The organism is Streptomyces flaveolus (assembly GCF_044765825.1).
GTDB classification, from domain to species: Bacteria; Actinomycetota; Actinomycetes; order Streptomycetales; family Streptomycetaceae; genus Streptomyces; species Streptomyces flaveolus.
This window is the reverse complement of sequence record NZ_JBIWKU010000006.1, coordinates 1-25568: the sequence shown is the minus strand read 5'-3', so window position 1 is coordinate 25568 and position 25568 is coordinate 1. Positions and strand designations below refer to the sequence as shown.

The following is a 25568-nucleotide window of genomic DNA, read 5'->3' as shown; positions in this document are numbered from 1 at the left end:
AGTTCGGCCGGTCCCGGCAGGAAGCAGAGACGACAGGTGACAGAAGCGATCCTCCTGGTCGGCGGTAAGGGCACGCGGCTGCGCCCGCTCACGGTGCACACCCCGAAGCCCATGGTGAGGGCGGCCGGGGTGCCGTTCCTCACCCATCAGCTGGCGCGGGCGAAGGCGGCGGGCGTCGAACACATCGTCCTCGCGACGAGCTACCTGGCGGAGGTCTTCGAGCCGTACTTCGGCGACGGCTCGTCCCTGGGCCTCCACCTCGAGTACGTCACGGAGGAGGAGCCGCTCGGCACCGGCGGCGCGATCCGCAACGTGGCGTCACGGCTGCACTCGAGCCCCGACGAGCCGGTACTCATCTTCAACGGCGACATCCTGACGGGCCTGGACATCCGCGCGCTGGTGCGCACCCACGAGACGACGGGCGCGGACGTCTCCCTGCACCTGACGAAGGTGACGGACCCGAGGGCGTACGGTCTGGTCCCCACGGACGGCACGGGCCGGGTCCTGGCCTTCCTGGAGAAGCCGCAGACCCCGGAGGAGATCGTCACCGACCAGATCAACGCGGGGGCGTACGTCTTCCGCCGTTCGGTCATCGACACCATCCCGGCGGGCCGCCCGGTCTCGGTCGAACGGGAGACCTTCCCGGAACTCCTCGCCACCGGAGCGCACCTCCAGGGCATGGTCGACTCCACGTACTGGCTGGACCTGGGCACCCCGGCGGCCTTCGTGCGCGGCTCGGCGGACCTGGTCCTCGGCCGCGCCCCGTCCCCGGCGGTACCGGGCCGCTGCGGTGACCGTCTGATCCTGCCCACGGCCACCGTCGCGCCCGACGCCAAGCTGACCGGCGGCACGGTGGTGGGCGAGGGCGCCTTCGTCGCGGAGGGGGCGCGCGTCTTCGGCAGCACGATCCTGCCCGGCGCGGTCATCGAGCCGGGGGCCGTCATCACCGACTCCCTCATCGGCACCCGCGCCCGCGTCGGCACCCGCTCGGTCCTCACGGACACGGTCATCGGCGACGGCGCGGTCATCGGCGCCGACAACGAACTCCGCTCGGGCGTCCGAGTCTGGTGCAACGCCCACATACCAGCAGCGTCCCTCCGCTTCTCCTCGGACACGCCCTGACCAAAACCGGCGCCACCGCCCCAGCCAGCTCTCCGCACAGCCGCGGGCAGCTTGGCCGCCTCAGCCGCGGACCGCTCTCCGCGTAGCTGCGGGCAGCTTGGCCGCCTCAGCCGCGGACCGCTCTCCGCGTAGCTGCGGGCAGCTTTGCCGCCCCAGCCGCCGACCGCTCTCCGCGTAGCTGCGGGCAGTCGTGCCGCTGGGGCGGCACGGGTGGGCGCAGCGGCACCTCACAACGCCGGGCCGCGCGACCCACCCCCGCCCCGCGCCGGCGCCGGGCACTCCGCCTGCGCCGGGCGGCATCTCGCCCCGCGCCGGCGCCGGGCACTCCGCCTGCGCCGGGCAGCGTCCCGCCCCGCACCGACCCGGGGCACCCAACGCCCCGCACACCGCCCCGTCAGAGCCGCTCGATCCCCCGAGGAGCCATCCGCGGCGCCCGCCTCCCCGGCACCCGCCCGCTCAGCAGCACCAGCCGGGCCGCCCGATGCCGCTGCCCGGCATACGGCTCCAGCAGCCGCAGCATCACCGCATCGTCCGCATCCCGGTCCCCGCCCAGCGCGAACCCCACGATCCCCGGCAGATGCAGGTCCCCCACCGTCACCGCGTCCGGCGCCCCATGACTGCGCTGCACGGTCTCCGCCGAGGTCCACGGCCCGATGCCGGACACCAGCTCCAGCCGCGCCTGCGCCGCCGCCGGCTCCATCCCGGCCGCCTCCTCCATCCGCGCGGCGACCCGCACGGCCCGCAGGATGGTCGAGGCCCGCTTGTTGTCCACCCCGGCCAGGTGCCACTCCCAGGACGGGATCAGCGCCCACGTCCGCGCCGCCGGCATCACGTGCATCCGCGCGGGCGCGGGCCCCGGCGCCGGTTCGCCGTACTTCCGTACGAGCAGCCGCCACGCCTGGTACGCCTCCAGCGTCGTGACCTTCTGCTCCAGGATCGACGGGATCAGTGACTCCAGCACCAGCCCGGTCCGCGTCAGCCGCAGCCCCGGCCGCCGGTGCGAGGTGTGGGCCAGCAGCCGGTGCCGGGGCACGAACGCGGACGGGTCGTCGTCGGCGCCCAGCATCCGCGGCAGCTGCTCCAGCAGCCACTCCGCGCCCGGCCCCCAGGCTTCGCCCCGCACCTCACCGCCGTGCGCGGAGACCCGCAGCGTGCCCGGCCCGGCGGGCGTGAGGCTGGCCCGCCACACCGAGCCGTCCGGTGTCGTCCGGAAGGTCGGGTCGCCCGGCCCGCGCCGCAGCGGCCCGAGGACCAGTCCCAGCTCCAGCGGCCCGTCCGGCACCCACACCCGTACCTTCCCGGGGGCGACGGCCTGCCGGGGCACCGGAACTCCGGCCGCGGGCACGACGGTCTCCCCGCCGCGCACGGTGGTGCGCGTGGGCCGGGGAGCGAAACGTCCTGCCACGATGAAGCCCCTGGGACGGAAAACGGAGAGGCCCCTGCGGAACGAGAGGCCCCTACGAGGGTAGAGCGTCACCGAAGCCCGTCACGGCGCCGCGACGAGATCCGCGCCACCGCCCGTGACGAGATCCGCGCCACCGCCCCGCGACACAGCCCGCGTCACCGCACCTCGATGAACGCCTCCGCGTCCCGCTCCGCCCGCGGCCGGGGCTCCTCCGCGGGATGCCCGACCGCGACGGCACCCATCGGGTCCCAGCCCTCCGGCAGCCCCAGCACCTCCCGTACGACGTCCCGGCAGAACATCGTCGAGGACACCCACGCCGAGCCCAGCCGCTCCCCGGCGAGCGCGACGAGCAGGTTCTGCACGCCCGCGCCGGTGGCGACCACGAACATCTCCCGCTCGGCGCCGTCACGGCGCGCGTCCCCGTAGGTGTGCGAGCCGTCCATGACCAGGCAGGGCACGACGAGGTACGGCGCGTTGCGCAGCACGTCCCCGCGCCGCACCCGCTTGGCGATGGACTCCTCGCTCTTGCCGTCCCGCCTGAGGTCGGCGATCCAGGCGTCCCGCATCGCGTCCAGCAGCCGGGTGCGGGACTCGGCCGACTCCAGCAGCACGAACCGCCACGGCGTCGTGTGGTGCGGCGCCGGCGCCGTGACCGCCGCGGCCACCGCCCGGCGTACGGCACCGGGATCGACCGGCTCGTCGGTGAAGGCCCGCACCGTGCGCCGCTGGGTGACCGCCTGGCGCACCGCCTCGGACGTGCCGAGCCGGAACATGTCGTCGCGGGCGCCGCGCACCACGGCCCGCGCGCCCTCGCCGTCCTCCTCGGTCACGACCTGCGGCAGCCCGCTCACGACGGCGACGGGCAGCCCGGCGGCCTTGCCCTTGACCAGGTCGCCCGCGGCGGCGAGCTCGTCGGCGGTGGCGACGACCGTGGCGCCCAGCGGATTGCCGTGCGCGTCCGTGCCGCCGCGCAGGTCGTCGAGGACCCGCACGCCCGCGGCGCCGATCGCCACGTCGGTGAGGCCGGCCCGCCAGGGACGCCCGAACGTGTCGGTGACGACCACGCCGACGTCGACGCCCAGCGTGTCCCGCAGGCCGTCGCGGATGGCCCGCGCGGACGCGTCCGGGTCCTCGGGCAGCAGCAGCACCGTGCCGGAGGGGGTGTTGGAGGCGTCGACCCCGGCCGCCGCCATGACCAGGCCCTGCCGGTTCTCGACGATGCGCAGCGCCCCGCGCCGGGCCACCACCCGCACGGTCTCGGCGTCGATCGCGGCCTCCCGGTCGGCGGCCCGTACGACGCGGCCCTCCGCCTTGGAGACGATCTTGGAGGTGACGAGGAGCACGTCCCCGTCGGCCAGCCCGGGCTCGGCCGCCGCGATCAGCTTGGCCAGGTCGTCGCCCGGCTGCACCTCCGGAAGACCGGGCACCGCCCGGACCCGGTAGCCGGGAGCACCGTCGCTCACGCCTCCCGCACCTCCTCCGCCAGCGTCAGCGCCTCCCGGGCCATCTGGGCCGCGGCGTCGACGTCGGTCATCATCAGCGGCACGGCGCGGCAGAGGATGCCGGCCGCCTTGACCCGCGTCACGGCGTCCGCGTCGACCGTGTCGACCAGCCAGCCGTCGAGCAGCCCCGAGCCGTAGTGCTCGGCGACCGCCGCCGCCGTGGACTCCACGCCCACCGCCGCGAGGACCTTGTCGGCCATCCCGCGTACGGGCGCGTCCCCGACGATCGGGGAGAGACCGACCACCGGCACCCCGGCGTCGGCGATCGCCTCCCGGATGCCGGGCACGGCGAGGATCGTGCCGACCGAGACGACCGGGTTGGAGGGCGGGAAGAGGATCACGTCCGCCTCGGCGATGGCCTCCAGGACGCCGGGCGCCGGCTTCGCCTGCTCGGCGCCGACCGGCACGACCGCCTCGGCGGGGACCGAGGCCCGCAGCCGCACCCAGTACTCCTGGAAGTGGACGGCCTTGCGCTCGCCGTCCAGCTCGACGGCCACGTGCGTCTCCACGCGGTCGTCGGTCATCGGGAGGAGGCGCACGCCGGGCTTCCAGCGGTCGCAGAGCGCCTCGGTCACCGCGCTGAGCGGATACCCGGCGCTGATCATCTGCGTCCGCACGATGTGCGTGGCGAAGTCCCGGTCGCCCAGACCGAACCACTCCGGCCCGACGCCGTACGCCGCGAGCTCCTCCTTGAGGTGGAAGGTCTCGTCGGCCCGCCCCCAGCCCTGCTCCTCGTTGATGCCGTCGCCGAGCGTGTACATCACCGTGTCGAGGTCCGGGCAGACCTTCAGCCCGAAGAGGTGGATGTCGTCGCCGGTGTTGCCGATGACCGTGATGTCCGCGTCCGGCGCGGCCCGCTTCAGACCACGCAGGAACCGTGCACCGCCGATGCCGCCTGCCAGAACCACAATGCGCATGGAAAACAGTGTGTCAGCCGTCAGGCCGACTCGTTGAGGGGTGGTGGTCGGGCGACGGGCGGGACAGTCCCGCAGGCGGGTACGACACCGTGTCAGCCGGTCGTCACAGCACCCCGGCGCCGGCGTCCGCGTCGTGGGGCGCGGCGGCCGAGCACCGCGCGGAGTGCATGGGCATCTCGGTGAGGCCCGGGTAGTAGACGTGCAGGCTGACCGCCGGCTCCAGCGTGTCGTTGACCACCTCGTGCGCGTACCCCGGCGCGAACACCTTCTGCGTCCCCGCGCCCAGCGCGCGCGTGCCGCGTTCCGTGCGCTCGGTCAGGGCGCCGTCCAGGACCGTCCACACACCGGAGGAGGGGCCGTGGTCGTGGAGTCCGCTGCCCTGCCCCGGCAGCCAGGACAGCAGCCATACCTCGTAGCCGGGGCCGGTGCGCAGCCGGTGGTACCAGCGGGTCGTCGCGTCGTAGCGGACGAGGTGCTCCCACTGGGAGCGGTCCGCGGCGAGGGACCGGAGCAGCCCGGCGAACTCGGCGACGGTGGCCGGGTGCTCGCGCGGTGCCTGGAGGAGGTGCGGGACTTCGAGGATGTCGCCGGCGATCTGGAGGTCGCTGTCGCTGTTCATGGGTGCGGTGATTCCTCGCGGGAGAGTGCGGGGGAGTGGGGGGAGGAGCGATACGCGCAGAACGCCCTGGTCGGGGCGTGGGATCACACAGCCGGGTCGAGTGGACCCGGGTCAGCCGGAGCGTGGTGGCTCAACAGCTGGAACAGCGACAACAGCTACAGCGAGCGCGGGCAGCACCGTGGGACCCGGCGGTGCGGGTCGAGGTGAGTGCCGAGTTCGCGAGCATGCCCACAAGGACACCGGCTCACACCAGCACTGTCAACTTGATGCCCGTGATGTGGGACGTGTTTCACCTCATCCGGTCCATCTCGCAGGCGAAAGGTTTGCTCATGCGGGTTCCGGGACACATGCGGCACAAGCTGGGCGCACAACCCCCGTTGCGATCCTGTGATCCGAATGTGATCAGGTTCGCTTCGGCGTGTGTGTCGGAACGAGAACGAACGCCGGGGCGTCCTCCCCTGTACAGGCTCTGTGCGGGGGCGGGGGCTCCTGTGCCCTCGTCGGCATGACATGGTTTATGGCGATTTGAACACTTTCTGCATGGGCTTGGTTCTGCAGAGTGAATAAGGGGCCCAATAGCAGATCTCGGCTTGACTCGCCCGGAGCAGCACACTTGTAATTTCACTCGTGTCGTTCAGCCGGAATCGATAACGGCTGGATCACGGGGACGCGAAAGACGGACGAGGGGCGCACATGACCGAGCTGGTGCAGCAACTGCTGGTCGACGACGCGGACGAGGAGCTCGGCTGGCAGGAGCGCGCACTGTGCGCCCAGACCGACCCCGAGTCCTTCTTCCCCGAGAAGGGCGGCTCCACCCGGGAGGCCAAGAAGGTCTGCCTCGCCTGCGAGGTCCGCTCCGAGTGCCTCGAGTACGCCCTCGCCAACGACGAGCGCTTCGGCATCTGGGGCGGCCTGTCCGAGCGGGAGCGCCGCCGTCTGAAGAAGGCCGCCGTCTGACCCGCCGTCTGACCCGCCGTCCGACCCGGCGTCCGGCTTGCCGCCCGACGGACCGCGCACTCCCTCTGTACACAACGGCATGAACGGCCCTTCGCAGGTGGGTTGTCCACAGGCGGCGGGCCGTCGTCATGGCCAGCCGATAGTGTGGGCGCTCGTCCGAGACGCCCCGCCGTTCCCCACAGGCACGGGTGTCCACCGCAGTCCATCGAACCGGGGCCCGTACCTCGATGTCCGTGCACAGCCACACGGCAGCCCAGCAAGACCTCGCTGCCACACCTGAGTTCCCGCGCCACGTGGTGACCGCGGTCCTCGTCTCCCACGACGGAGCCCGCTGGCTGCCCGACGCGCTCGCCGGGCTGCTCGGCCAGGAGCGCCCCGTCCAGTACGCCGTGGCCGCCGACACCGGCAGCGCCGACGACTCCGCCCGGCTGGTCACCGAGGCCCTCGGCGACGACCGCGTGCTGCACCTCGCCCGGCGCACCGGCTTCGGCCAGGCCGTCGAGGAGGCCGCGCGCACCGCACCGCTCCTCACCTCCGAGGACCTGGCGTACCTGCGGCGGCCCAGCGGCTGGGACCCCGTCACGCGCACCTGGCGCGACGACGCCTACGACCTTCCCGACCTTCCGCACGGAGAGCCAGTGCAGTGGCTGTGGCTGCTGCACGACGACTGCGCCCCCGAACCCGACGCCCTGGCACAGCTGCTGCGCGTCGTGGACAACGAGTACGAACTCGGCCGCGAGGACGTCGCCGTCGTCGGTCCCAAACTCCGCGGCTGGTACGACCGCCGGCAACTGCTGGAGGTCGGCGTCTCCATCGCCAACTCCGGCCGCCGCTGGACCGGTCTGGACCGCCGTGAGCAGGACCAGGGCCAGCACGACCACGTCCGGTCCGTCCTGTCCGTCTCCACCGCCGGCATGCTGATCCGGCGTGATGTCTTCGAGCGGCTCGGCGGGTTCGACCGCCGGCTGCCCCTCATGCGCGACGACGTCGACCTGTGCTGGCGCGCGCACGCCGCCGGTCTGCGTGTCCTGGTCGCCCCGGAGGCGGTCGTCCGCCACGCCGAGGCGGCCTCCCGCGAACGCCGCGCCGTCGACTGCGCGGGGCGCACCACCGCCTCCCCGCACAAGGTGGACAAGGCCGGCGCCGTCCACACCCTCCTCGTCAACGTCCGCACCGCCGCCCTGCCCTGGGTGCTGCTGCGCCTCGTCCTCGGCACCCTGCTGCGGACCCTCGCCTATCTCGTCGGCAAGGTCCCCGGCCAGGCGCTGGACGAGATCCGGGGCCTGCTGAGCGTCCTGTTGCGACCCGAGCGCATCATCGCGGGACGGCGCGAACGCGGGAGTCCGCAGGTCGAGAAGGACGAACTGCGCTCCCTGTTCCCGCCCCCCGGCGCGACCATCCGCGTCACCGTCGAACAGGTCGCGGGCAGTCTCGCCGGCAGCTCCGACGCCGAAGCGGCCACGGGCGCCGGGCGGCACGGCGGCGGCATCGAGTCCGGACCCGGCGGCGACGACGCCGACTTCCTCGAGATCGAGCAGTTCGCCCGCCTCAAGCGCATCGCCCGCAAACCCGGCCCGGTGCTCTTCCTCGTGCTGCTGCTCGTCTCCCTGGCCGCCTGCCGCGCACTCCTCGGCGGCGGCGCACTCGCGGGCGGCGCGCTGCTGCCCGCCCCGGCCGGCGCCGGCGAGCTGTGGTCGCGGTACGTGGACGCCTGGCACACCGTGGGCACCGGCGGCATCGCCTCCGCGCCCCCCTACCTGGCGATCGTCGCCGCGCTCGCCTCCGTCCTGCTCGGCTCCACCGGACTGGCCGTCACCCTGCTGCTGGTCTGCTCGGTGCCGCTGGCCGGTGTCACGGCGTACTTCGCCTCCCGCCCGCTCGTGCCGTCCCGGCTGCTGCGCGCGTGGGCGGCCGTCGCCTACGCCTTCCTGCCCGCCGCCACCGGCGCACTCGCCGGCGGCCGCATCGGCACCGCCGTCCTCGCCGTGCTGCTCCCGCTCGCCGCGCGCGCGGGCGTCGCTGCCGCCGGTCTGACCGGCCAGTCCAGTACGCGCGGCAGCTGGCGCGCCACCTGGGCGTACGCGTTGCTGCTGACCGTCACCACCGCCTTCACGCCCGTCGTGTGGCCCATCGCGCTGCTGCTCGGCGCCGGAGTCCTGGTCCTGCGCCGTGGCGACATCACGGCGTACGGGCTGCGCCTGCTCGCCCAGCTCGGCACGCCCCTGCTGCTGCTCGCGCCCTGGTCGCTGTCGCTGCTCCCGTTCGGCTTCTTCGACGAGGCCGGTCTCGAGTACGGCGCCTCGGCCGCCTCCGCGCTCGACCTGCTCGGCGCCAGCCCCGGCGGCCCCGGCACGGTCGGCGGGCTGGTCCTCATCGGCATCGTGCTGGCCGCGCTGGCCGCCCTGCTGCGCTCCGAGCGGCAGTTGGCGATCCGGACGGCCTGGGCCGTCGCACTGGTCGCCCTCGTCCTCGCGGTCCTGTCGAACCGTTCCGCCTGGGCGGGCCCGGCCACCCTCGTCTACGGCATCGCCCTGCTGTCCGCCGCCGCCCTGGGCGCGGACGGAGCACGCTCGCGCGTCGCCGAGCAGAGCTTCGGCTGGCGTCAGCCGGTCGCCGCGCTCATCGCCCTCGCCTCGGCCGTCGGCCCGCTGATCGCCGCCGTCGGCTGGATGATCGGCGGCGCGGACGGGCCGCTGGAGCGCCGCGACCCCGTGCAGGTCCCCGCGTTCGTCGCCGAGGACAGCGTCACCCGCGACCAGGCCCGCACCCTCGTCCTCGACAGCGACTCCGCCGCCCATGTGAGCTACATGCTGGTCCGCGGCGCCGGGGTCCGCCTCGGCGACGGCGAACTGGCCGCCGACGGGGGGAACAGCCGGCTCGACAAGGTCGTGGCCAACCTCGTGGCCGGCTCCGGCGCCGACCAGGCCGATCAGCTCGGCGGCTTCGCCGTGCGCTACGTCCTCGTGCACAAGGGCGCCCCCCGCGACGTCGTCCGCGTCCTGGACGCCACGCCGGGCCTGAGGCGGCTCAGCCAGCAGGACGGCAGCGGGCTGTGGCAGGTGGACCGGGACGTCGCACGCGCGACCATCGTGTCCGGCGGTGACGCCGCCACGGGCGAGCCGCAGCCGGTCGCCGCCGGGCCCGTGGAGATCCACACGAAGATCCCGTCCGGCGCCGAGGGCCGTGTGCTGCGCCTCGCCGACACCGCCGCCGACGGCTGGACGGCCACCCTCGACGGCAAGCCGCTCACCCGCACCACGGTCGACGGCTGGGCGCAGGGCTTCGAACTGCCCGCCTCCGGCGGCAGGCTGGACGTCACCTACGACGATCCGTTCACGCACACCGCCTGGCTGTGGGCGCAGGGCCTGCTCGCCGTCGTCCTGGTGGTCCTCGCCCTGCCCGGCCGGCGCCGCGACATCGACGACGACCTGCCCGACGAGCCGGTCGTCCCCGCGCAGGCGGTCGCCGGCGAGGGACGCCGGGCGCGGCGGCTGCGGGCCCAGGCCGAGGCCGAGGCCGAGGCCGGCACCGCGGCAGACGCCGGGACGGCGGACCCCGCCGCGGCCCCCGCCCCGCCGCAGGAGCCCCCGGTGACGGTCCCTCAGCAGGCGCCCGACGCATGGGACCCGTCCGGCTACCAGGGCGGCGAGTACGGCTCCTACGGCACGTACGGCGGCGAGCAGTACCCGGACGCCCAGCAGTACGACCCGGCCGCCTACGGGCAGCAGCAGCCGTACGGGACGGACGCCTACCAGGGGGCCCAGGACGGCCAGTACGAGGCGGGCCCGTACGACCCGTACGCCTACGGCGACCCGAACGGCGCCGGCACCTATGACCCGGCGTACGACCAGGCGTACGGCCACGGCCAGGGCGGATACGACACGCCGTACGACCCTTCCCAGGCCCACCAGCCCCACGGCCCGGGCAGTGAGCGTCCCGACGGGAGCCAGCAGTGAACCGCACCACCCTGTCCCTGATCGCCGGCGCCACCGCGCTCGCCGCCGTCACCGGATTCGCGGCGCTGTCCACGCCGGACGCCTCCGGCGCGGACCCCGCAGCCGCCGCGGCCGCCCGGCTGCCGGTGGAGCGCACCAGCCTGCTGTGCCCGGCACCCAGCACCTCCGACCTGGCCGAGACGTCGTACACGTCGTTCACGCCCGTCACCAAGGGCGCCGAGGACAAGGGCAAGGCCCAACTCGCCGTCGCGACCGCGGAGTCGGGCGAGAAGGGCGACGCGAAGGCCGGCAAGCCCGTCGTCCGGCCCAAGGCCCCCGGCACCCCGGTCACCGCGAAGACCACCGGCGCCGACACGCCCGCGTTCGTCGGCACCGCGGAGGGGAGCTACGCCCCCGGCTGGACGGTGCAGCAGACCACGGAGGTCGCCGCCGGCACGGGCCGCGGCCTGCTGGGCGTCAACTGCACCGCGCCGGACACGCAGTTCTGGTTCCCCGGCGCCGCCACGACGGCCGACCGCACCGACTACGTGCACCTGACGAACCCCGACGACTCGGCGGCCGTCGTCGACATCGAGCTCTACGGCAAGGACGGCGCCGTGAAGACGTCGGTGGGCGACGGCATCACGGTGCCCGCCCACGGCAGTGAGTCGATCCTGCTGTCCACGCTCAGCGACGCGCAGGAGACCGACCTCACCGTGCACGTCGGCGTGCGCAGCGGGCGGGTCGGGGCCGCGGTGCAGGCCCTGAGCGACAAGACCGGCGGCGACTGGCTGGCCGCGGCCGCGGACCCCGCGGGCAGCCAGGTGCTGCCGGGCATCCCCAAGGACGCCACGGCCGTACGCCTGGTGCTGTTCACGCCCGGTGACACCGACGCCGACCTGAAGGTGCAGCTCGCCTCACCGACCGGGCTGATCACGCCCGCCGGGCACGAGACGGTGCGCGTCAAGGCGGGCATGACGACGGGCGTCGACCTCGGCGCGGTCACGCTCGGCGAGGCCGGGTCGCTGGTGCTGACGCCGACGGACCGGTCCGTGCCGGTCGTGGCCGCGCTGCGGGTGGTCCGGGGCAAGGGCGACGCGCAGGAGACGGCGTTCATCCCCGCCTCCGGCCCGGTCGGGGCGCGCGCCACCTCGGCGGACAACCGCGCCAAGGGCACCACCCTGTCCCTGGCCGCGCCCCGAGAGGCCGCGCAGGTGAAGGTCACGGCGTCGGCGGGCAGCGAGGGCGGTACGACGGTGTCCCGTACGTACACGATCAAGGGCGGCACCACCCAGGACGTGGCGCCGCCGGTCCCGGCCGGTCTGAAGGGCACCTACGCGGTGACGGTCGAGCCGGTGTCCGGCGGCCCCGTGTACGCGGCCCGCACCCTGACCCAGCCGGACGACGACGCGGCGGCCTTCACGGTGCAGACCCTCCCGGACGACCGGGGGATGGTGGCGGTCCCGGAGGCCGAGGAGAACCTGTCGGTGCTGCAGCGGTGACGAGCCCCCGGCCGGTCCCGTCCGGCCGGCCCGGCCCGCCTCTCACTCCTCCCCGTACCGCGGATCCACCGTCTCCGGCGTGAGCCCGAGCAGCTCCGCGACCTGCTCGACGACCACATCGTGCACCAGCGCCGCCCGCTCGTCCCGCCCCTTCGTGCGGATCTCGACGGGCCGCCGGTAGACGACCACCCGCCCCCGGCGGCCGTCCTGCGCGGGCACCGTGCCGCCCAGCGGCACCGCCTCGTCGTTCCAGACCTGCCCGGCCCCGTCCAGCCGCGGCACCTCGAGGACGTGGAAATCGATGTCGGCGAGCTGCGGCCACCGCCGTTCCAGGCGCTCGACGGAGTCCTGCACCAGGTCCGCGAACAGATCGGCGCGGCTGGCGGCGAGCGGCACCTGCGGCGGTGCGATCGGGCCGCGCATGCCCCGGCCGTGGCGATCACGACGGCGGGGTCCTGGGCGGCCGGCCTCACGGGGCGTCACGGGGTTGTCCATCACTGGTGAAGGGTAGTCCCCGCCGCCTCCGCGCGCCGGACCGCGCCCGACACGCCGGCGGCCGCTGCGGCGCGCCGGACCGGATGTCATCGGATGACCATTCCGGCCAAGGTGGGGCTCAATTCCGTATCTCTCCGTGACCATGGATCTCATGGCAAATGTCGCTGTTTGTATCAGCTTATGACCGCCCGCGCGCCTGTCCGGCATCTCGAAAATCGGCGTCGGCGCAGGTCACACGGGTGCCCTCAGCGGTGACAGTGGCCCGTCTCACATCGCGACACGGTGATGCGACCTGGCGGGGGATCGTCGCGGCCCGCTCAAGAGTGCGGTACCGTCCAACATCGTGAGCCCTGTACGTCGCTGTTCGCGCACCGCCTGCGGCCGTCCCGCCGTCGCGACGCTGACGTACGTCTACGCCGACTCGACCGCGGTCCTCGGCCCGCTCGCCACCTACGCCGAGCCCCACTGCTACGACCTGTGCGCCGAGCACTCCGAGCGCCTCACCGCCCCGCGCGGCTGGGAGGTCGTCCGGCTTCTCGACGGTTCGGCCCCGGCCCGCCCCAGTGGCGACGACCTGGAAGCGCTCGCCAACGCGGTGCGCGAGGCCGCCCGCCCCCAGGAGCGCGCGGCGGGAGCCGGCGGCGGGGCGCGATCGGCCGACCCGATGGAGGTCGCGCGGCGCGGCCACCTGCGCGTCCTGCGCTCGCCGGACAACTGAGCCCGGCCCGCTCCCTCCGTCGGTGCGCCACGGTCACGGGCGCCCGTTCCTGAACATCCATTTCCCGCACAACCATTGACGTCGCCTTGTCGCGGACACGACCATTCCGGAAGTCGTGAGAAAACGCTTTCGCATGGCGGAATCCGGGGAGGCGCCCGTGTACGTCCAGGAACTGGAACCCCTCGCCGACTCCCTCGGCCTGTCCGCCCTCGTGGCGGCCCTGCCGCTGGTGATCGTCCTCGTCCTGCTCGGCGGCGTCCGCATGAAGGCACACCTGGCGGGCCTCACCGGCCTCCTGGCGGCCGTACTCGTCGCCTGGCTCGCCTACGGCATGCCGCTGGACCAGACGGTCTCCAGCGCCGCGCAGGGCGCCGTGTTCGGTCTCTTCCCCATCCTGTGGATCGTCGTCAACGCCCTGTGGGTCTACCGGATGACCGTCCGCACCCGGCACTTCGACATCCTGCGGCGCTCCTTCGGCCGGCTCTCCGACGACCCGCGCATCCAGGCCCTCGTCGTCGCCTTCTGCTTCGGCGCCCTCCTGGAGGCCCTCGCCGGGTTCGGGGCGCCCGTCGCGATCTGTTCGGTCATGCTCGTCGCGCTCGGCTTCGACCCCGTGCGCGCGGCGGTCGTCTCGCTGGTCGCCAACACCGCACCGGTCGCCTTCGGCGCGATGGGCACCCCCGTGGTCACGCTCGCCCAGGTCACCGGGCTCCCGCTGGACGACGTCGCCTCCGTGGTGGGCCGCCAGACACCCCTGCTGGCCCTCGTCGTCCCGCTGCTGCTGGTCGCCCTGGTCGACGGGCGGCGCGGACTGCGCGAGACCTGGGTGCCCGCCCTGGCCTGCGGCGTGGCCTTCGCCGTCGCCCAGTTCGTCGCCTCCAACTACGTCTCCGCCCAGCTCGCCGACATCGGCGCCGCCCTGGTCGGCGCGGGCGCCCTGGTCGCCGTACCGCAGGCCCGCAGGCCGGCCGCCGAGCCCGTCCGGGCGTCCGTGCTGACCGGCGCCCGCAGCGAGGAACTCGACGAGGACGACCCCCGCCGGGAGGTGCTGCGCGCCTACGCCCCGTACGCCCTGATCGTCGCCGTCTTCTCGGTCGCCCAGATCCCCGCGGTCAAGGACTGGCTGGCCCAGGCGACCCAGACGTACGACTGGCCGTTCCTGGACGTTGCCGATCCACAGGGCAGGCCCGTCGGCGGCAACGTCTTCTCCTGGCCGGTCGTCTCCACCGGCGGCACCCTCGTGCTCCTCGCCGGGCTGGCCACGGCCGTCGTCCTCGGCGTCCACGCGCGCGTGGCGTTCCGGGAGTGGCTCGCGACCGTGCGTGAACTGCGGTACGCGATCCTCACCGTCACCTCCGTGCTGGCCCTCGCCTACGTCATGAACCTCTCCGGGCAGGCCGCCACCATCGGCCACTTCGTCGCGGCGGCCGGCGCCGGACTCGCCTTCCTCTCCCCGGTGCTCGGCTGGTTCGGCGTCGCCGTCTCCGGCTCCGACACCTCCGCCAACGCCCTCTTCGGCGCCCTCCAGGTGACCGCCGCACGCGAGTCCGGCCTGTCACCGGAGCTGCTGGCCGCCGGCAACAGCTCCGGCGGCGTCCTCGGCAAGATGATCTCTCCGCAGAACCTCACCATCGCCTGCGCCGCCGTCGGCCTCGCCGGCCGCGAGGGCGACCTGCTGCGCAAGGTCCTGCCGTGGAGCCTCGGCCTGCTGCTGGTGATGTGCCTGATCGTGGTCGGACAGTCCACACCGGTCCTGGGCTGGATGCTGCCCTGACCCGCGCCGGTGCGTACGGGTAGTTTGTGGGCTCCGACAGGACTTTCAGGAAGGTTGGCCGTGGCTGCTGATCTGTCGCAGATCGTGAAGGCGTACGACGTACGCGGTGTGGTCCCGGACCAGTGGGACGAGTCGCTGGCCGAGCTGTTCGGCGCGGCCTTCGTCGAGCTGACCGGCGCGGACGCCATCGTGGTCGGCCACGACATGCGGCCTTCCTCCCCGGGCCTGTCCGGCGCCTTCGCGCGCGGGGCGGCCGCCCGCGGCGCCGACGTCACCGAGATCGGCCTGTGCTCCACCGACCAGCTGTACTACGCCTCCGGCGCGCTGGACCTGCCGGGCGCCATGTTCACGGCCTCGCACAACCCGGCCCAGTACAACGGCATCAAGCTGTGCCGCGCCGGTGCGGCGCCCGTCGGCCAGGACACGGGCCTCGCGGAGATCCGCGCCCTCGTGGAGGGCTGGAGCACGTCCGGCGCCCCGGAGCCGTCCTCCCGCCCAGGCAGGGTCACGCGGCGCGACACGCTCGCCGACTACGCCGCCCACCTGCGCTCCCTCGTCGACCTCACCGCCATCAGGCCCCTGAAGGTCGTCGTCGACGCGGGCAACGGCATGGGCGGCCACACCGTCCCCACGGTCTTCGCCGGCCTGCCCCTCGACCTGGTGCCGATGTACTTCGAGCTGGACGGCACCTTCCCCAACCACGAGGCCAACCCGCTCGACCCCGCCAACCTCGTCGACCTCCAGAAGCGCGTCCGCGAGGAGGGCGCCGACCTCGGCCTCGCCTTCGACGGCGACGCCGACCGCTGCTTCGTCGTCGACCAGAACGGCGACCCGGTCTCCCCGTCCGCGGTCACCGCCCTCGTGGCCGCCCGCGAACTCGCCCGCAACGGCGGCAAGGGCACCGTCATCCACAACCTGATCACCTCCTGGTCCGTGCCGGAGGTCGTGAAGGAGAACGGCGGCACACCGCAACGCACGCGCGTGGGCCACTCCTTCATCAAGGCCGAGATGGCCAGGACGGGCGCCATCTTCGGCGGCGAGCACTCCGCGCACTACTACTTCCGCGACTTCTGGAACGCCGACACGGGCATGCTGGCCGCCCTCCACGTCCTCGCCGCCCTCGGCGAGCAGAACGGCCCGCTGTCCGCTCTCGTCGCCGAGTACGACCGCTACGCCGGCTCCGGCGAGATCAACTCCACCGTCGCCGACCAGACGGCCCGCCTCGCCGCGATCCGCGCCGCGTACGAGGGCCGCGACGGCATCACCCTCGACGAACTCGACGGTCTGACCGTCACCGCGGCCGACTGGTGGTTCAACGTCCGCCCGTCCAACACGGAACCGCTGCTGCGCCTGAACGCGGAGGCCCGCGACGAGGCGACGATGACAAAGATCCGCGACGAGGCACTGACGATCATCCGAAGCTAGCCACCCCCAGCTACCGCAGCGCTGCGCCCACGCTGCCGCAGCCGCGACAGTTGCCATAGCTGCGGGCAGTCGTGCCGCTGGGGCGGCACGGGTGGGCGCAGCGGCACCCCGGCAGCGCCGGGCCGCGCGACCCACCCCCGCGCACCACCACCGGGTGCCTCCCATCCGCCGGACCCCGGTGGGCGCAGCGACACCCGTGACGCCGGCCCGCGCGACCGCCCCCGCGCCCCCCGCGCCGGGTGCGCCGGGTGCGTACCCCCGTAACGCCGAGCCGCGCCACCCGCCCCGCGCACCGGCGCCAGCTGCGCACCCGTAACGCCGGGCAGCGCCCCCGCACCACCACCGCCTGCCGCACATCCACCGGACCCCGACACCGGCCCGGTGACCGGCGGTACCCTGACCAGCACATCCACACAAGCCCCACCGCCCCCGAAGGGAACCCCCATGCCGCTCGAAGCCGGCCTCCTGGAGATCCTCGCCTGCCCGGCCTGCCACGCCCCCCTCAAGGAGCAGGAGGCGGAGCTGATCTGCACCGGCCAGGACTGCGGCCTGGCGTACCCGGTCCGCGACGGCATCCCCGTCCTCCTCGTCGACGAAGCCCGCCGCCCCGAGTAACCGCCGGCCAGGCGCCGCACCCGCGACCGAACGAACGCCCCGGCGATCGGAGACTGCCGCCATGCTCGACGAATCGCTCCTCGACGCCCCGGACGGCCTCGCCGAGGCCGACCGCCGCGGTCTGCTCCGCGGCGCCGCCGAGGCCGGTGCCCGCGTACGCACCGCCGCCCGGCTCGCCGCCGAGGCCGGCGTCGGCAACCTCAAACCGGACGGCCGCCCCCGCGCCGTCCTCATCGCCGGCCCCGGAGCCGCCGCCACCCACGCCGCCGACCTCCTCGGCACCCTGGCCGGCGCCGGCAGCCCCGTCACCCGCCTCGCCCCCACCGGCGTAGCGGCCGCCGCGGGCGCCCTGCGCTGGGAACTGCCCGGCTGGGCCGGCTCCGTGGACCTCCTGCTCATCGCCACCCCCGACGGCTCCGAACCGGGCCTCGCCCTGCTCGCCGAACAGGCCTACCGCCGCGGCTGCACGGTCGTCGCCGTGGCCCCCGACCGCTCCCCGCTCAGCGACTCGGTCAACGGCTCCCACGGCCTGTTCATCCCGATGGCGACCGCCCCCTACGACCACGACGAGCCCCTCGCCGGAGCCGCCCCCGGCGTCCTGTGGGCGCTGCTCACCCCGCTGCTCGCCCTGCTGGACCGCACCGGCCTGCTGGAAGCGCCGCCCGAGGCCGTGGAGAAGGTCGCCGACCGCCTCGACCAGGTCGCCGAACGCTGCGGGCCCGCCATCGTGACGTACAGCAACCCTGCCAAGACCCTCGCGGCCGAGGTGGCGGACTCCCTGCCCGTCGTCTGGACCGAGGGCACCTCCGCCGGTCCGGCGGGCCGCCGCTTCGCCGCCGCGCTCGCCGAGCTCTCCGGCACCCCCGCCGTCGTCGCCGAACTGCCCGAGGCCCTCGCGGCACACAGCGCCCTGCTCGCCGGCCGCCTCGCCGCGGCCGCCGACCCCGACGACTTCTTCCGCGACCGCGTCGACGAGGCACCCGCCCTGCACGCGCGCGTGGTGCTGCTGCGCGACCGCCCCAGCGGCGGCCTCACCGCCGCCCCCACCGCCCGCGACCTGGCCCTCGGCCACGACACGCCGATCAGCGAGCTCGAACCGGAGGCGGGCGGCGAACTGGAGACCCTCGCCGAACTGATCGCCATCACGGATTTCGCCGCCGTTTACCTGGCGCTCGCTTCCGGCGCCTGATCTCGTACCCACAAGGCACGCACCAGGACAAGCACGCGCACGCACCGGCAGAGAGAGCCCATGGACCGCCTCGACAACACCGTCCGCCCCTACGCCTGGGGTTCCACCACCGCCATCCCGACCCTGCTCGGCACCGAGCCGACCGGCGAACCGCAGGCGGAGATGTGGATGGGAGCCCACCCCGGCGCCCCCTCCCGCACCGACCGGGGCACCCTCGCCGACGTCGTCGCCGCCGACCCCGACAAGGAACTGGGCCCCGCCTCCGTCGCCAGGTTCGGCCCGCGCCTGCCGTTCCTCCTCAAGCTCCTCGCCGCGGGCGCCCCGCTCTCCCTCCAGGTCCACCCCGACCTGGCACAGGCCAAGGAGGGCTACGAGGACGAGGAACGCCGCGGCGTCCCCCTAGACGCCCCGCACCGCAACTACAAGGACGCCAACCACAAGCCCGAACTGATCTGCGCCCTCACCGAGTTCGACGGCCTGTGCGGCTTCCGCGCCCCGACCGAGACCGCCGACCTCCTCGACGGGCTCGGCGTCGCCTCCCTCAAGCCGTACGTCGACCTGCTGCGCGCCCACCCCGAGGACGCCGCCCTGCGCGAGGTCCTCACCGCGGTCCTCACCGCCGACCCCGAGGAGATGTCCCGCACGGTCGCCGAGACCGCGGCCGCCTGCGAACGCCTCGGCGGCGCCTACGCGCCCTACGCCGGCATCGCCCACCACTACCCGGGCGACCCCGGCGTCCTCGCCGCCCTGCTCCTCAACCACGTCCGGCTCCAGCCCGGCGAGGCCCTGTACCTGGGCGCCGGCATCCCGCACGCCTACCTCGACGGCCTCGGCGTCGAGATCATGGCCAACTCCGACAACGTCCTGCGCTGCGGCCTGACCCCCAAGCACGTCGACGTCCCCGAACTCCTGCGCATCGTCCGCTTCGAGCCCGGCGACCCCGGCGTCCTCCGCCCCGAGGCGTCCCCCGACGGCGAAGAGGTCTACGACACCCCCATCGACGAGTTCCGCCTCTCGCGCTACGTCCTCCCCGAGGGCGCCGCCCCCCACGACCTCACCCTCCCCGCCCCGCAGATCCTGCTCTGCACGGCCGGCTCGGTACGGGCGGGCGAGCACGACCTGACCCCCGGCCGGTCCGTTTTCGTCCCGGCGGGCGAAAAGGCCGAAGTGTCCGGCAACGGCACGCTCTTCCGTGCCACCGTGCGTGTCTGACGGGAATGCGGCAACCCGGTCAGGCGCACCGGCGCCCGGCCGGGCTGCAACAATGACCCACCGCAAAGGACGGGCAAAGCCGGTACCGGCCCAGCCCCTCCCCAGCGGCGTACACACGCAGGCGAAGGCGAAGGGACAACGCGACAGATGAGCGCGTCAGGCGGCACCAAAGCGATCGTGGCGGCACTCGGCGCCAACCTCGCGATCGCTGTATCGAAGTTCGTGGCGTTCCTCTTCAGCGGCTCCTCGTCGATGCTCGCCGAGTCCGTGCACTCGCTCGCGGACTCCGGCAACCAGGCCCTGCTGCTGGTCGGCGGCAAGAAGGCCCAGCGCGAGGCCACCCCCCAACACCCCTTCGGCTACGGCCGCGAGCGCTACATCTACGCCTTCCTCGTCTCCATCGTGCTCTTCTCGGTCGGCGGCATGTTCGCCCTCTACGAGGGCTACGAGAAGATCAAGCACCCGCACGAACTCGAGCACTGGTACTGGCCCGTCGGCGTCCTCGTCTTCGCGATCATCGCCGAGGGCTTCTCCTTCCGCACCGCCATCAAGGAGTCCAACACCCTGCGCGGCAAGCAGTCCTGGACGGAGTTCGTCCGCCGCGCCAAGGCCCCCGAGCTGCCGGTCGTCCTCCTGGAGGACTTCGGCGCGCTCATCGGCCTGGTCCTCGCCCTCGGCGGCGTCGGCCTCGCCCTGCTCACCGGCGACGGCGTCTGGGACGGCATCGGCACCCTGTGCATCGGCATCCTGCTCATCCTGATCGCGCTCGTCCTGGCCGCCGAGACCAAGTCCCTGCTGCTCGGCGAGTCCGCGGGCATCGAGGACGTCCGCAAGATCGAGGCCGCGACCGTCGACGGCGACACCGTCACCCGCATCATCCACATGCGCACGCTCCACCTCGGGCCCGAGGAACTCCTCGTCGCCGCCAAGATCGCCGTCCGGCACGACGAGTCCGCCGCCGAGGTCGCCGGTGCCATCGACGCCGCCGAGGCCCGCATCCGCGAGGCCGTCCCGATCGCCCGCGTGATCTACCTCGAACCCGACATCTACAGCGAGTCCGAGGCCGCCAAGGGCTCCGACCGCGAAGCCACCCCGGGCGGCCCGGCCACCGGCCACCACTGACGCCCCCACTCTCCGCCCGACCGGGGCCCGCCGAACCTCTCGGCGGGCCCCGGTCGTGCTTCACGCACGCACGGAACGGCCGGAAGTCTGCGGAGGCGGACTGGGGACGAAGGGTTCAGCGGTGTAGCTTGGGACGGAGCCAGACGTCGCTGCTGATGGCGGTCGGGCGGTCCCAGGAGGGACCGGCCGAGGGAGAGAGGGCCTCCGACGGACTGCGCTGCGCGTACGCGGGCATGCCTGTGTCCTCTTCGGGGACCCCTGTGTCCGCCGCCGCGCAGGTCAGCCGTAACCACCTCGACCCCAATCCGAGGAGCAGCTCGTAATGACGACTGTCGACAACCGACAGGACTTCAAGGTCGCCGACCTCTCCCTGGCCGAGTTCGGCCGCAAGGAGATCACCCTCGCCGAGCACGAGATGCCCGGCCTGATGGCGATCCGCAAGGAGTACGCCGAGGCTCAGCCGCTCGCCGGCGCCCGCGTCACCGGCTCCCTGCACATGACCGTGCAGACCGCCGTGCTCATCGAGACCCTCGTCGCCCTCGGCGCCGAGGTCCGCTGGGCCTCCTGCAACATCTTCTCCACCCAGGACCACGCGGCCGCCGCCATCGCCGTCGGCCCGAACGGCACGCCCGACAACCCGCAGGGCGTCCCCGTCTTCGCCTGGAAGGGCGAGACCCTCGAGGAGTACTGGTGGTGCACGGAGCAGGCGCTGACCTGGCCGAACACCCCCACCGGCGGCCCGAACATGATCCTGGACGACGGCGGTGACGCCACCCTCCTCGTCCACAAGGGCGTCGAGTACGAGAAGGACGGCAAGGTCCCCTCGCCCGACACCGCCGAGTCCGACGAGCACCGCGTCATCCTTGAACTCCTCACCCGCACGGTGAGCGAGAGCCCGCAGAAGTGGACCCAGCTGGCGTCCGAGATCCGCGGCGTGACCGAGGAGACCACCACCGGCGTCCACCGCCTGTACGAGATGCACCGCGACGGCACCCTGCTGTTCCCGGCGATCAACGTCAACGACGCCGTGACGAAGTCGAAGTTCGACAACAAGTACGGCTGCCGCCACTCCCTGATCGACGGCATCAACCGCGCCACCGACGTCCTGATCGGCGGCAAGACCGCCGTCGTCTGCGGCTACGGCGACGTGGGCAAGGGCTGCGCGGAGTCCCTGCGCGGCCAGGGCGCCCGCGTGATCATCACCGAGATCGACCCGATCTGCGCCCTGCAGGCGGCGATGGACGGCTACCAGGTCACGACGCTGGACGAGGTCGTCGACAAGGCCGACATCTTCGTCACCACGACCGGCAACAAGGACATCATCATGGCCTCGGACATGGCCAAGATGAAGCACCAGGCCATCGTCGGCAACATCGGCCACTTCGACAACGAGATCGACATGGCCGGCCTCGCCAAGATCCCCGGCATCGTCAAGGACGAGGTCAAGCCGCAGGTCCACACGTGGACCTTCCCCGACGGCAAGGTGCTCATCGTCCTCTCCGAGGGCCGCCTGCTGAACCTGGGCAACGCCACCGGTCACCCGTCGTTCGTCATGTCCAACTCGTTCGCGGACCAGACCCTGGCCCAGATCGAGCTGTACACCAAGCCCGACGAGTACCCGACCGACGTCTACGTGCTGCCCAAGCACCTGGACGAGAAGGTCGCCCGCCTCCACCTCGACTCCCTCGGCGTCAAGCTGACCACGCTCCGCCCGGAGCAGGCCGAGTACATCGGCGTCAAGGTCGAGGGCCCCTACAAGGCGGACCACTACCGCTACTGAGTCACCGGTTCCTCCGAGGCAGGCCCCCGCACCCCCGTGCCGGGGGCCTGCCCCATTGGCGCCACGTCCGCATCAGCGGCCGGACCAGCCCGTCACCACCCAGGACCCCCCATGCCCCGCGGCCGTTATTCGCTCCACGATCCGCACGACCACACCCCCCTCGCAGAAGAACACTTCCAGTGCGCCCCCGGCCCCTCCGGCTGGCGCTACGTCTCCCGGCTGACCGCCCCCACCGGAGACCACCTCGGCTCCGTCGACCTCGCCCTCGACGAACTCGGCCGCCCCATCCGCCTCGAACTCCACGCCGCCGACTGGCAGGTGCGCGGCGCCGCCATCGACGGAGTCACCTGGGTACGTACCGATCCCACCGGAGTCCACGCCACCGAAGGCAATGTGCGCGCCCACGCCTTCACCGGCACGTCCCCGGCCTTCCTCGTCGCCACCGCCCGACTCCTGCGCCTCACCCCCTCCGCATCGGCCACCCGCGTACGCCTCGTCGCCCTCACGGATCCGGTCCTCGCCCCCCGCACCGTGGACCAGTCCTGGGCACTGGTGAACAGCGAAGCACACGCCACTGACAACGGCCCCCTCACCGTGGACGAATACCAGGTCACAGCCCTGGACACGGGCGAACAGCACGCCGTGCACATCGCCGGCGACGTGGTGCTCGCCGCCCCCGGCATCGAGCTGGAGGACCTGGAGTCACCGCCGTCGGTGTTCCCCTCGCCGGAACCGGGCGCCGGGACATGACGCGGTGACGCGGTGAGGCAGTAAGCGGGACGCGACAGCGGCAACCGTTATGCCGGCGGCACGAACCCGGTGGCGGGACGCTCCCCCTGCGGCGCGTCCCGCGGCACCACCGGTGGCCGGGTGCCCTGCGGCGCCGCCGTCGGAGGCAGCACGGGAGGAGTCGCCGGGGAAACCGACGGCGACGGGTACGTCACCGGCGGCGCCGACGGCAGAGGCGCGTCCGGCCTCGCGGCAGGGGCCGAGCCCTGGGGCGCCCCGCCGCCGAAGGCCCGCCGGGCCTCCCGAGCCTGTCGTTCCTGCAGCACTGCCGCCAGGTACGCGGCCGGCAGCACACCCTGCGGCGCCGGAGCACCCGTACGGGCCGCGACGTCGGAGGCGAGCCGTTCCGCCATGGTCCAGCCGACCTGGGGATCCAGCTGTCCCATCCGCGCGAGGTACTGACGGACGGCGAGCCACAGACCATCGGGCACCGCGGACAGATCGAGCTCCGAGAAGCGCCCCGCCAGCCACGGCGGAGGGGGCGGCAGAAAGCCCGTCGGCGCGGCCGACACCCGCTCCCGCACGACGAGGGTCCCGGCGAACACGTCACCGACGCGACGACCCCGCGCCGAGACCAGAGAGGCGATACAGGCCACCACCCCGAGCGTCAGCAGGATCTCGACCACCCCGATCAAGCCCCGCACCAGCGCGTGCCGGAACCGGATAGGCCCACCGTCGTCCCGCACCACCCGCAGCCCGCACGCCATCTTCCCCAGCGACCGCCCGTGACTGAGCGTCTCCACCGCGATCGGCCCGCCCACCAGCACCAGGACGAAAACGGCGAGGGACAGCGCCGTCTGGGCCGCCATGTCCAAGGACGAGGTGGACGCCACCAGAGCGACGGTGCCCACCACGTAGGCGGCCACGGCGACCGCCAGATCGAGCAGGACGGCCAGTGCCCTGCTGGGCAGCCTCGCGGGACGCAGCTCCAGCGCCACCGCCTCGCCCGTCACCAGCTCACTCACGCCTGCCGCCCTTCCCCTGGCCGCCCCCGTCCTCGCCAGTCTGCCAAGCTGAGGACGCACCGCGCCGCAGTACGACAAGCTGATCCACGACGAGCCGCCGACGATAGCCGAGGAGCAGGCACACCGATGGACCTCGACGTCTTCGTCTCCGCCCATCGGGCGGAGTGGGACCGCCTCGACGCTCTGCTCCGGCGCCGGCGCCGGCTCACCGGTGTAGAGACCGACGAACTCGTCGCCCTCTACCAGCGCACGGCCACCCACCTCTCCCTCATCCAGTCCAGCGCCCCCGACCCGCAGCTGACCGGACGGCTCAGTCAACTGGTGGCACGCGCGCGCAGTGCCGTGACAGGCACTCGCCGAGCCTCCTGGCGCGACGTGACCCGGTTCCTGACCCGGCAGTTCCCGGCCGCTGTCTACCGGGCACGCCACTGGTGGGTCCCCACCGCACTCCTTTCGACGGCCGTCGCGGCACTCCTGGGCTGGTGGATCGGCGCCCACCCCGAGGTGCAGTCCACCATCGCTGCCCCCAGCGAGCTACGGGAGCTCACCCGCCCCGGCGGCCAGTACGAGACGTACTACTCCAGCCACCCGGCGACCTCCTTCGCCGCACAGGTCTGGACGAACAACGCCTGGGCCGCCGCGCTCTGCCTGATCCTGGGCGTCTTCCTGGGCCTGCCGGTCATCTGGATCCTGTTCCAGAACATGCTCAACCTCGGCGTCGGGTTCGGCCTGATGTCGTCGGCCGGCCGCCTCGACACCTTCCTCGGCCTGGTCCTGCCCCACGGCCTGCTCGAACTGACCGCCGTCTTCGTGGCCGCGGGCACAGGCCTGCGGCTCGGCTGGACCCTCGTCGACCCGGGCCCGCGCACCCGGCGCACCGCCCTCGCCGAGGAGGGCCGGGCCGCCATCGGCATGGCGATAGGCCTGGCTCTGGTCCTGTTCGTCTCCGGCGCCATCGAAGGCTTCGTCACCCCATCGGGCCTGCCCACCTGGGCCCGCATCACCATCGGTGTGATGGCCGAACTGGCCTTCCTGGCCTACGTCTACGTGCTCGGCGGCCGTGCCGTACGCGCCGGGGACACGGGGGACGTCGACGAGTCCGAGCGGAGCGCCGGCGTGCCGACGGCCGCCTGATGTGCATCAGCCCCCGTCGAGCTGCTAGTGTCCTCTTCGTTCCCGCAAGAGCCGTTGACACGGAGCTGGCGGGGAGGTAGATTCAAACAGTTGCCTGTAGATGGGGTCACCCCAGAGGGCGACGGTGAGCATCTATACGCTTCCTCCTGGATCATCGAATTCGGAGAAGCCATCCTCCCGATTAATCGGAAATGAACGGCCGGTCAAACCGCCCCGGAACTTCTGATAGAGTCGGAACCGCCGGAAAGGGAAACGCGAAAGCGAGAACCTGGAAAGCACCGAGGAAATCGGATCGGAAAACGGTCTGATAGAGTCGGAAACGCAAGACCGAAGGGAAGCGCCCGGAGGAAAGCCCGAGAGGGTGAGTACAAAGGAAGCGTCCGTTCCTTGA

20 protein-coding genes are annotated in these 25568 nt (G+C 73.2%); 14 read left to right on the top strand and 6 right to left on the bottom strand.

The window, feature by feature from the left end:
• Nucleotides 1–36 precede the first annotated feature (36 nt).
• Nucleotides 37–1122, top strand: coding sequence for a mannose-1-phosphate guanylyltransferase (locus ACIRG6_RS19210; RefSeq protein WP_403323695.1), 1086 nt, complete (start codon nt 37–39; stop codon nt 1120–1122).
• 394 nt (nt 1123–1516) lie between these two features.
• On the opposite strand, the gene ACIRG6_RS19205 is transcribed toward ACIRG6_RS19210, so the two are convergent.
• The 4 genes from ACIRG6_RS19205 to ACIRG6_RS19190 form a co-directional block, all read right to left on the bottom strand.
• Nucleotides 1517–2527, bottom strand: coding sequence for a DNA-3-methyladenine glycosylase family protein (locus ACIRG6_RS19205; protein ID WP_364818488.1), 1011 nt, complete (start codon nt 2525–2527; stop codon nt 1517–1519).
• Between the two features lie 155 nt (nt 2528–2682).
• Complete coding sequence (locus ACIRG6_RS19200) at nt 2683–3990, bottom strand: coenzyme F420-0:L-glutamate ligase (RefSeq protein WP_403323693.1); 1308 nt, start codon at nt 3988–3990, stop codon at nt 2683–2685.
• Complete coding sequence (gene cofD / locus ACIRG6_RS19195; protein WP_318213110.1) at nt 3987–4946, bottom strand: 2-phospho-L-lactate transferase; 960 nt, start codon at nt 4944–4946, stop codon at nt 3987–3989. The genes ACIRG6_RS19200 and cofD overlap by 4 nt, the downstream gene beginning before the upstream one ends.
• A gap of 103 nt (nt 4947–5049) precedes the next feature.
• Entirely contained in the window at nt 5050–5565 is a 516-nt protein-coding gene (locus ACIRG6_RS19190; protein ID WP_239766202.1) for a cysteine dioxygenase, read from the bottom strand.
• A 693-nt stretch (nt 5566–6258) separates the two neighbouring features.
• Between ACIRG6_RS19190 and ACIRG6_RS19185 the strand changes: the two genes are divergently transcribed.
• The 3 genes from ACIRG6_RS19185 (at nt 6259) to ACIRG6_RS19175 (ending at nt 11959) form a co-directional block, all read left to right on the top strand.
• Nucleotides 6259–6522: a WhiB family transcriptional regulator gene (locus ACIRG6_RS19185; RefSeq protein ID WP_003975777.1), complete on the top strand. Its 264-nt coding sequence runs from the start codon at nt 6259–6261 to the stop codon at nt 6520–6522.
• Nucleotides 6523–6749: 227 nt separating this feature from the next.
• Nucleotides 6750–10478, top strand: a complete 3729-nt coding sequence (locus ACIRG6_RS19180) for a glycosyltransferase family 2 protein (RefSeq protein WP_403323690.1) — start codon at nt 6750–6752, stop codon at nt 10476–10478.
• On the top strand, nt 10475–11959 hold the full coding sequence (locus ACIRG6_RS19175; RefSeq protein ID WP_403323689.1) for a DUF5719 family protein: 1485 nt from the start codon (nt 10475–10477) through the stop codon (nt 11957–11959). Before ACIRG6_RS19180 ends, ACIRG6_RS19175 begins: the two co-directional genes overlap by 4 nt.
• A gap of 42 nt (nt 11960–12001) precedes the next feature.
• Here ACIRG6_RS19175 and ACIRG6_RS19170 read toward each other — a convergent pair whose 3' ends face one another.
• Complete coding sequence (locus ACIRG6_RS19170) at nt 12002–12454, bottom strand: metallopeptidase family protein (RefSeq protein ID WP_318216270.1); 453 nt, start codon at nt 12452–12454, stop codon at nt 12002–12004.
• A 343-nt stretch (nt 12455–12797) separates the two neighbouring features.
• Between ACIRG6_RS19170 and ACIRG6_RS19165 the strand changes: the two genes are divergently transcribed.
• From ACIRG6_RS19165 to ACIRG6_RS19125, 9 genes are all read left to right on the top strand, one after another.
• Nucleotides 12798–13172: a DUF3499 domain-containing protein gene (locus tag ACIRG6_RS19165; RefSeq protein ID WP_216353433.1), complete on the top strand. Its 375-nt coding sequence runs from the start codon at nt 12798–12800 to the stop codon at nt 13170–13172.
• 157 nt (nt 13173–13329) lie between these two features.
• Nucleotides 13330–14946 (top strand): L-lactate permease, encoded by a 1617-nt coding sequence (locus tag ACIRG6_RS19160; protein ID WP_403324083.1) that lies wholly within the window; start codon nt 13330–13332, stop codon nt 14944–14946.
• Nucleotides 14947–15006: 60 nt separating this feature from the next.
• Nucleotides 15007–16371 (top strand): phosphomannomutase/phosphoglucomutase, encoded by a 1365-nt coding sequence (locus tag ACIRG6_RS19155; RefSeq protein WP_364818498.1) that lies wholly within the window; start codon nt 15007–15009, stop codon nt 16369–16371.
• A 444-nt stretch (nt 16372–16815) separates the two neighbouring features.
• Nucleotides 16816–16986, top strand: coding sequence for a Trm112 family protein (locus ACIRG6_RS19150; protein ID WP_176155080.1), 171 nt, complete (start codon nt 16816–16818; stop codon nt 16984–16986).
• A gap of 61 nt (nt 16987–17047) precedes the next feature.
• A complete protein-coding gene (locus tag ACIRG6_RS19145) occupies nt 17048–18175 on the top strand; it encodes an SIS domain-containing protein (protein WP_364680951.1) in 1128 nt (375 codons plus the stop codon).
• A 60-nt stretch (nt 18176–18235) separates the two neighbouring features.
• Entirely contained in the window at nt 18236–19387 is a 1152-nt protein-coding gene (manA, locus tag ACIRG6_RS19140; protein WP_364818504.1) for a mannose-6-phosphate isomerase, class I, read from the top strand.
• Between the two features lie 147 nt (nt 19388–19534).
• Entirely contained in the window at nt 19535–20509 is a 975-nt protein-coding gene (locus tag ACIRG6_RS19135; protein WP_318213103.1) for a cation diffusion facilitator family transporter, read from the top strand.
• A gap of 322 nt (nt 20510–20831) precedes the next feature.
• Entirely contained in the window at nt 20832–22289 is a 1458-nt protein-coding gene (gene ahcY / locus ACIRG6_RS19130; protein WP_189234456.1) for an adenosylhomocysteinase, read from the top strand.
• Between the two features lie 111 nt (nt 22290–22400).
• Nucleotides 22401–23039, top strand: a complete 639-nt coding sequence (locus tag ACIRG6_RS19125; RefSeq protein ID WP_350725898.1) for a hypothetical protein — start codon at nt 22401–22403, stop codon at nt 23037–23039.
• A gap of 47 nt (nt 23040–23086) precedes the next feature.
• On the opposite strand, the gene ACIRG6_RS19120 is transcribed toward ACIRG6_RS19125, so the two are convergent.
• Nucleotides 23087–24043 (bottom strand): RDD family protein, encoded by a 957-nt coding sequence (locus ACIRG6_RS19120; RefSeq protein WP_403323685.1) that lies wholly within the window; start codon nt 24041–24043, stop codon nt 23087–23089.
• Between the two features lie 126 nt (nt 24044–24169).
• On the opposite strand from ACIRG6_RS19120, the gene ACIRG6_RS19115 reads away from it, so the two are divergent.
• Nucleotides 24170–25177: a stage II sporulation protein M gene (locus ACIRG6_RS19115; RefSeq protein ID WP_403323683.1), complete on the top strand. Its 1008-nt coding sequence runs from the start codon at nt 24170–24172 to the stop codon at nt 25175–25177.
• Nucleotides 25178–25568: the final 391 nt, after the last annotated feature.

Bases quoted from the DNA above. Each gene is read 5' to 3' on its own strand.
- ACIRG6_RS19185 (WP_003975777.1), top strand. From the start codon at position 6,259: ATGACCGAGCTGGTGCAGCAACTGCTGGTCGACGACGCGGACGAGGAG.
- ACIRG6_RS19170 (WP_318216270.1), bottom strand. From the start codon at position 12,454: ATGGACAACCCCGTGACGCCCCGTGAGGCCGGCCGCCCAGGACCCCGC.
- ACIRG6_RS19125 (WP_350725898.1), top strand. From the start codon at position 22,401: ATGCCCCGCGGCCGTTATTCGCTCCACGATCCGCACGACCACACCCCC.
- ACIRG6_RS19150 (WP_176155080.1), top strand. From the start codon at position 16,816: ATGCCGCTCGAAGCCGGCCTCCTGGAGATCCTCGCCTGCCCGGCCTGC.
- ACIRG6_RS19180 (WP_403323690.1), top strand. From the start codon at position 6,750: ATGTCCGTGCACAGCCACACGGCAGCCCAGCAAGACCTCGCTGCCACA.
- manA (WP_364818504.1), top strand. From the start codon at position 18,236: ATGGACCGCCTCGACAACACCGTCCGCCCCTACGCCTGGGGTTCCACC.
- ACIRG6_RS19145 (WP_364680951.1), top strand. From the start codon at position 17,048: ATGCTCGACGAATCGCTCCTCGACGCCCCGGACGGCCTCGCCGAGGCC.
- ACIRG6_RS19115 (WP_403323683.1), top strand. From the start codon at position 24,170: ATGGACCTCGACGTCTTCGTCTCCGCCCATCGGGCGGAGTGGGACCGC.
- ACIRG6_RS19190 (WP_239766202.1), bottom strand. From the start codon at position 5,565: ATGAACAGCGACAGCGACCTCCAGATCGCCGGCGACATCCTCGAAGTC.
- ahcY (WP_189234456.1), top strand. From the start codon at position 20,832: ATGACGACTGTCGACAACCGACAGGACTTCAAGGTCGCCGACCTCTCC.
- cofD (WP_318213110.1), bottom strand. From the start codon at position 4,946: ATGCGCATTGTGGTTCTGGCAGGCGGCATCGGCGGTGCACGGTTCCTG.
- ACIRG6_RS19135 (WP_318213103.1), top strand. From the start codon at position 19,535: ATGAGCGCGTCAGGCGGCACCAAAGCGATCGTGGCGGCACTCGGCGCC.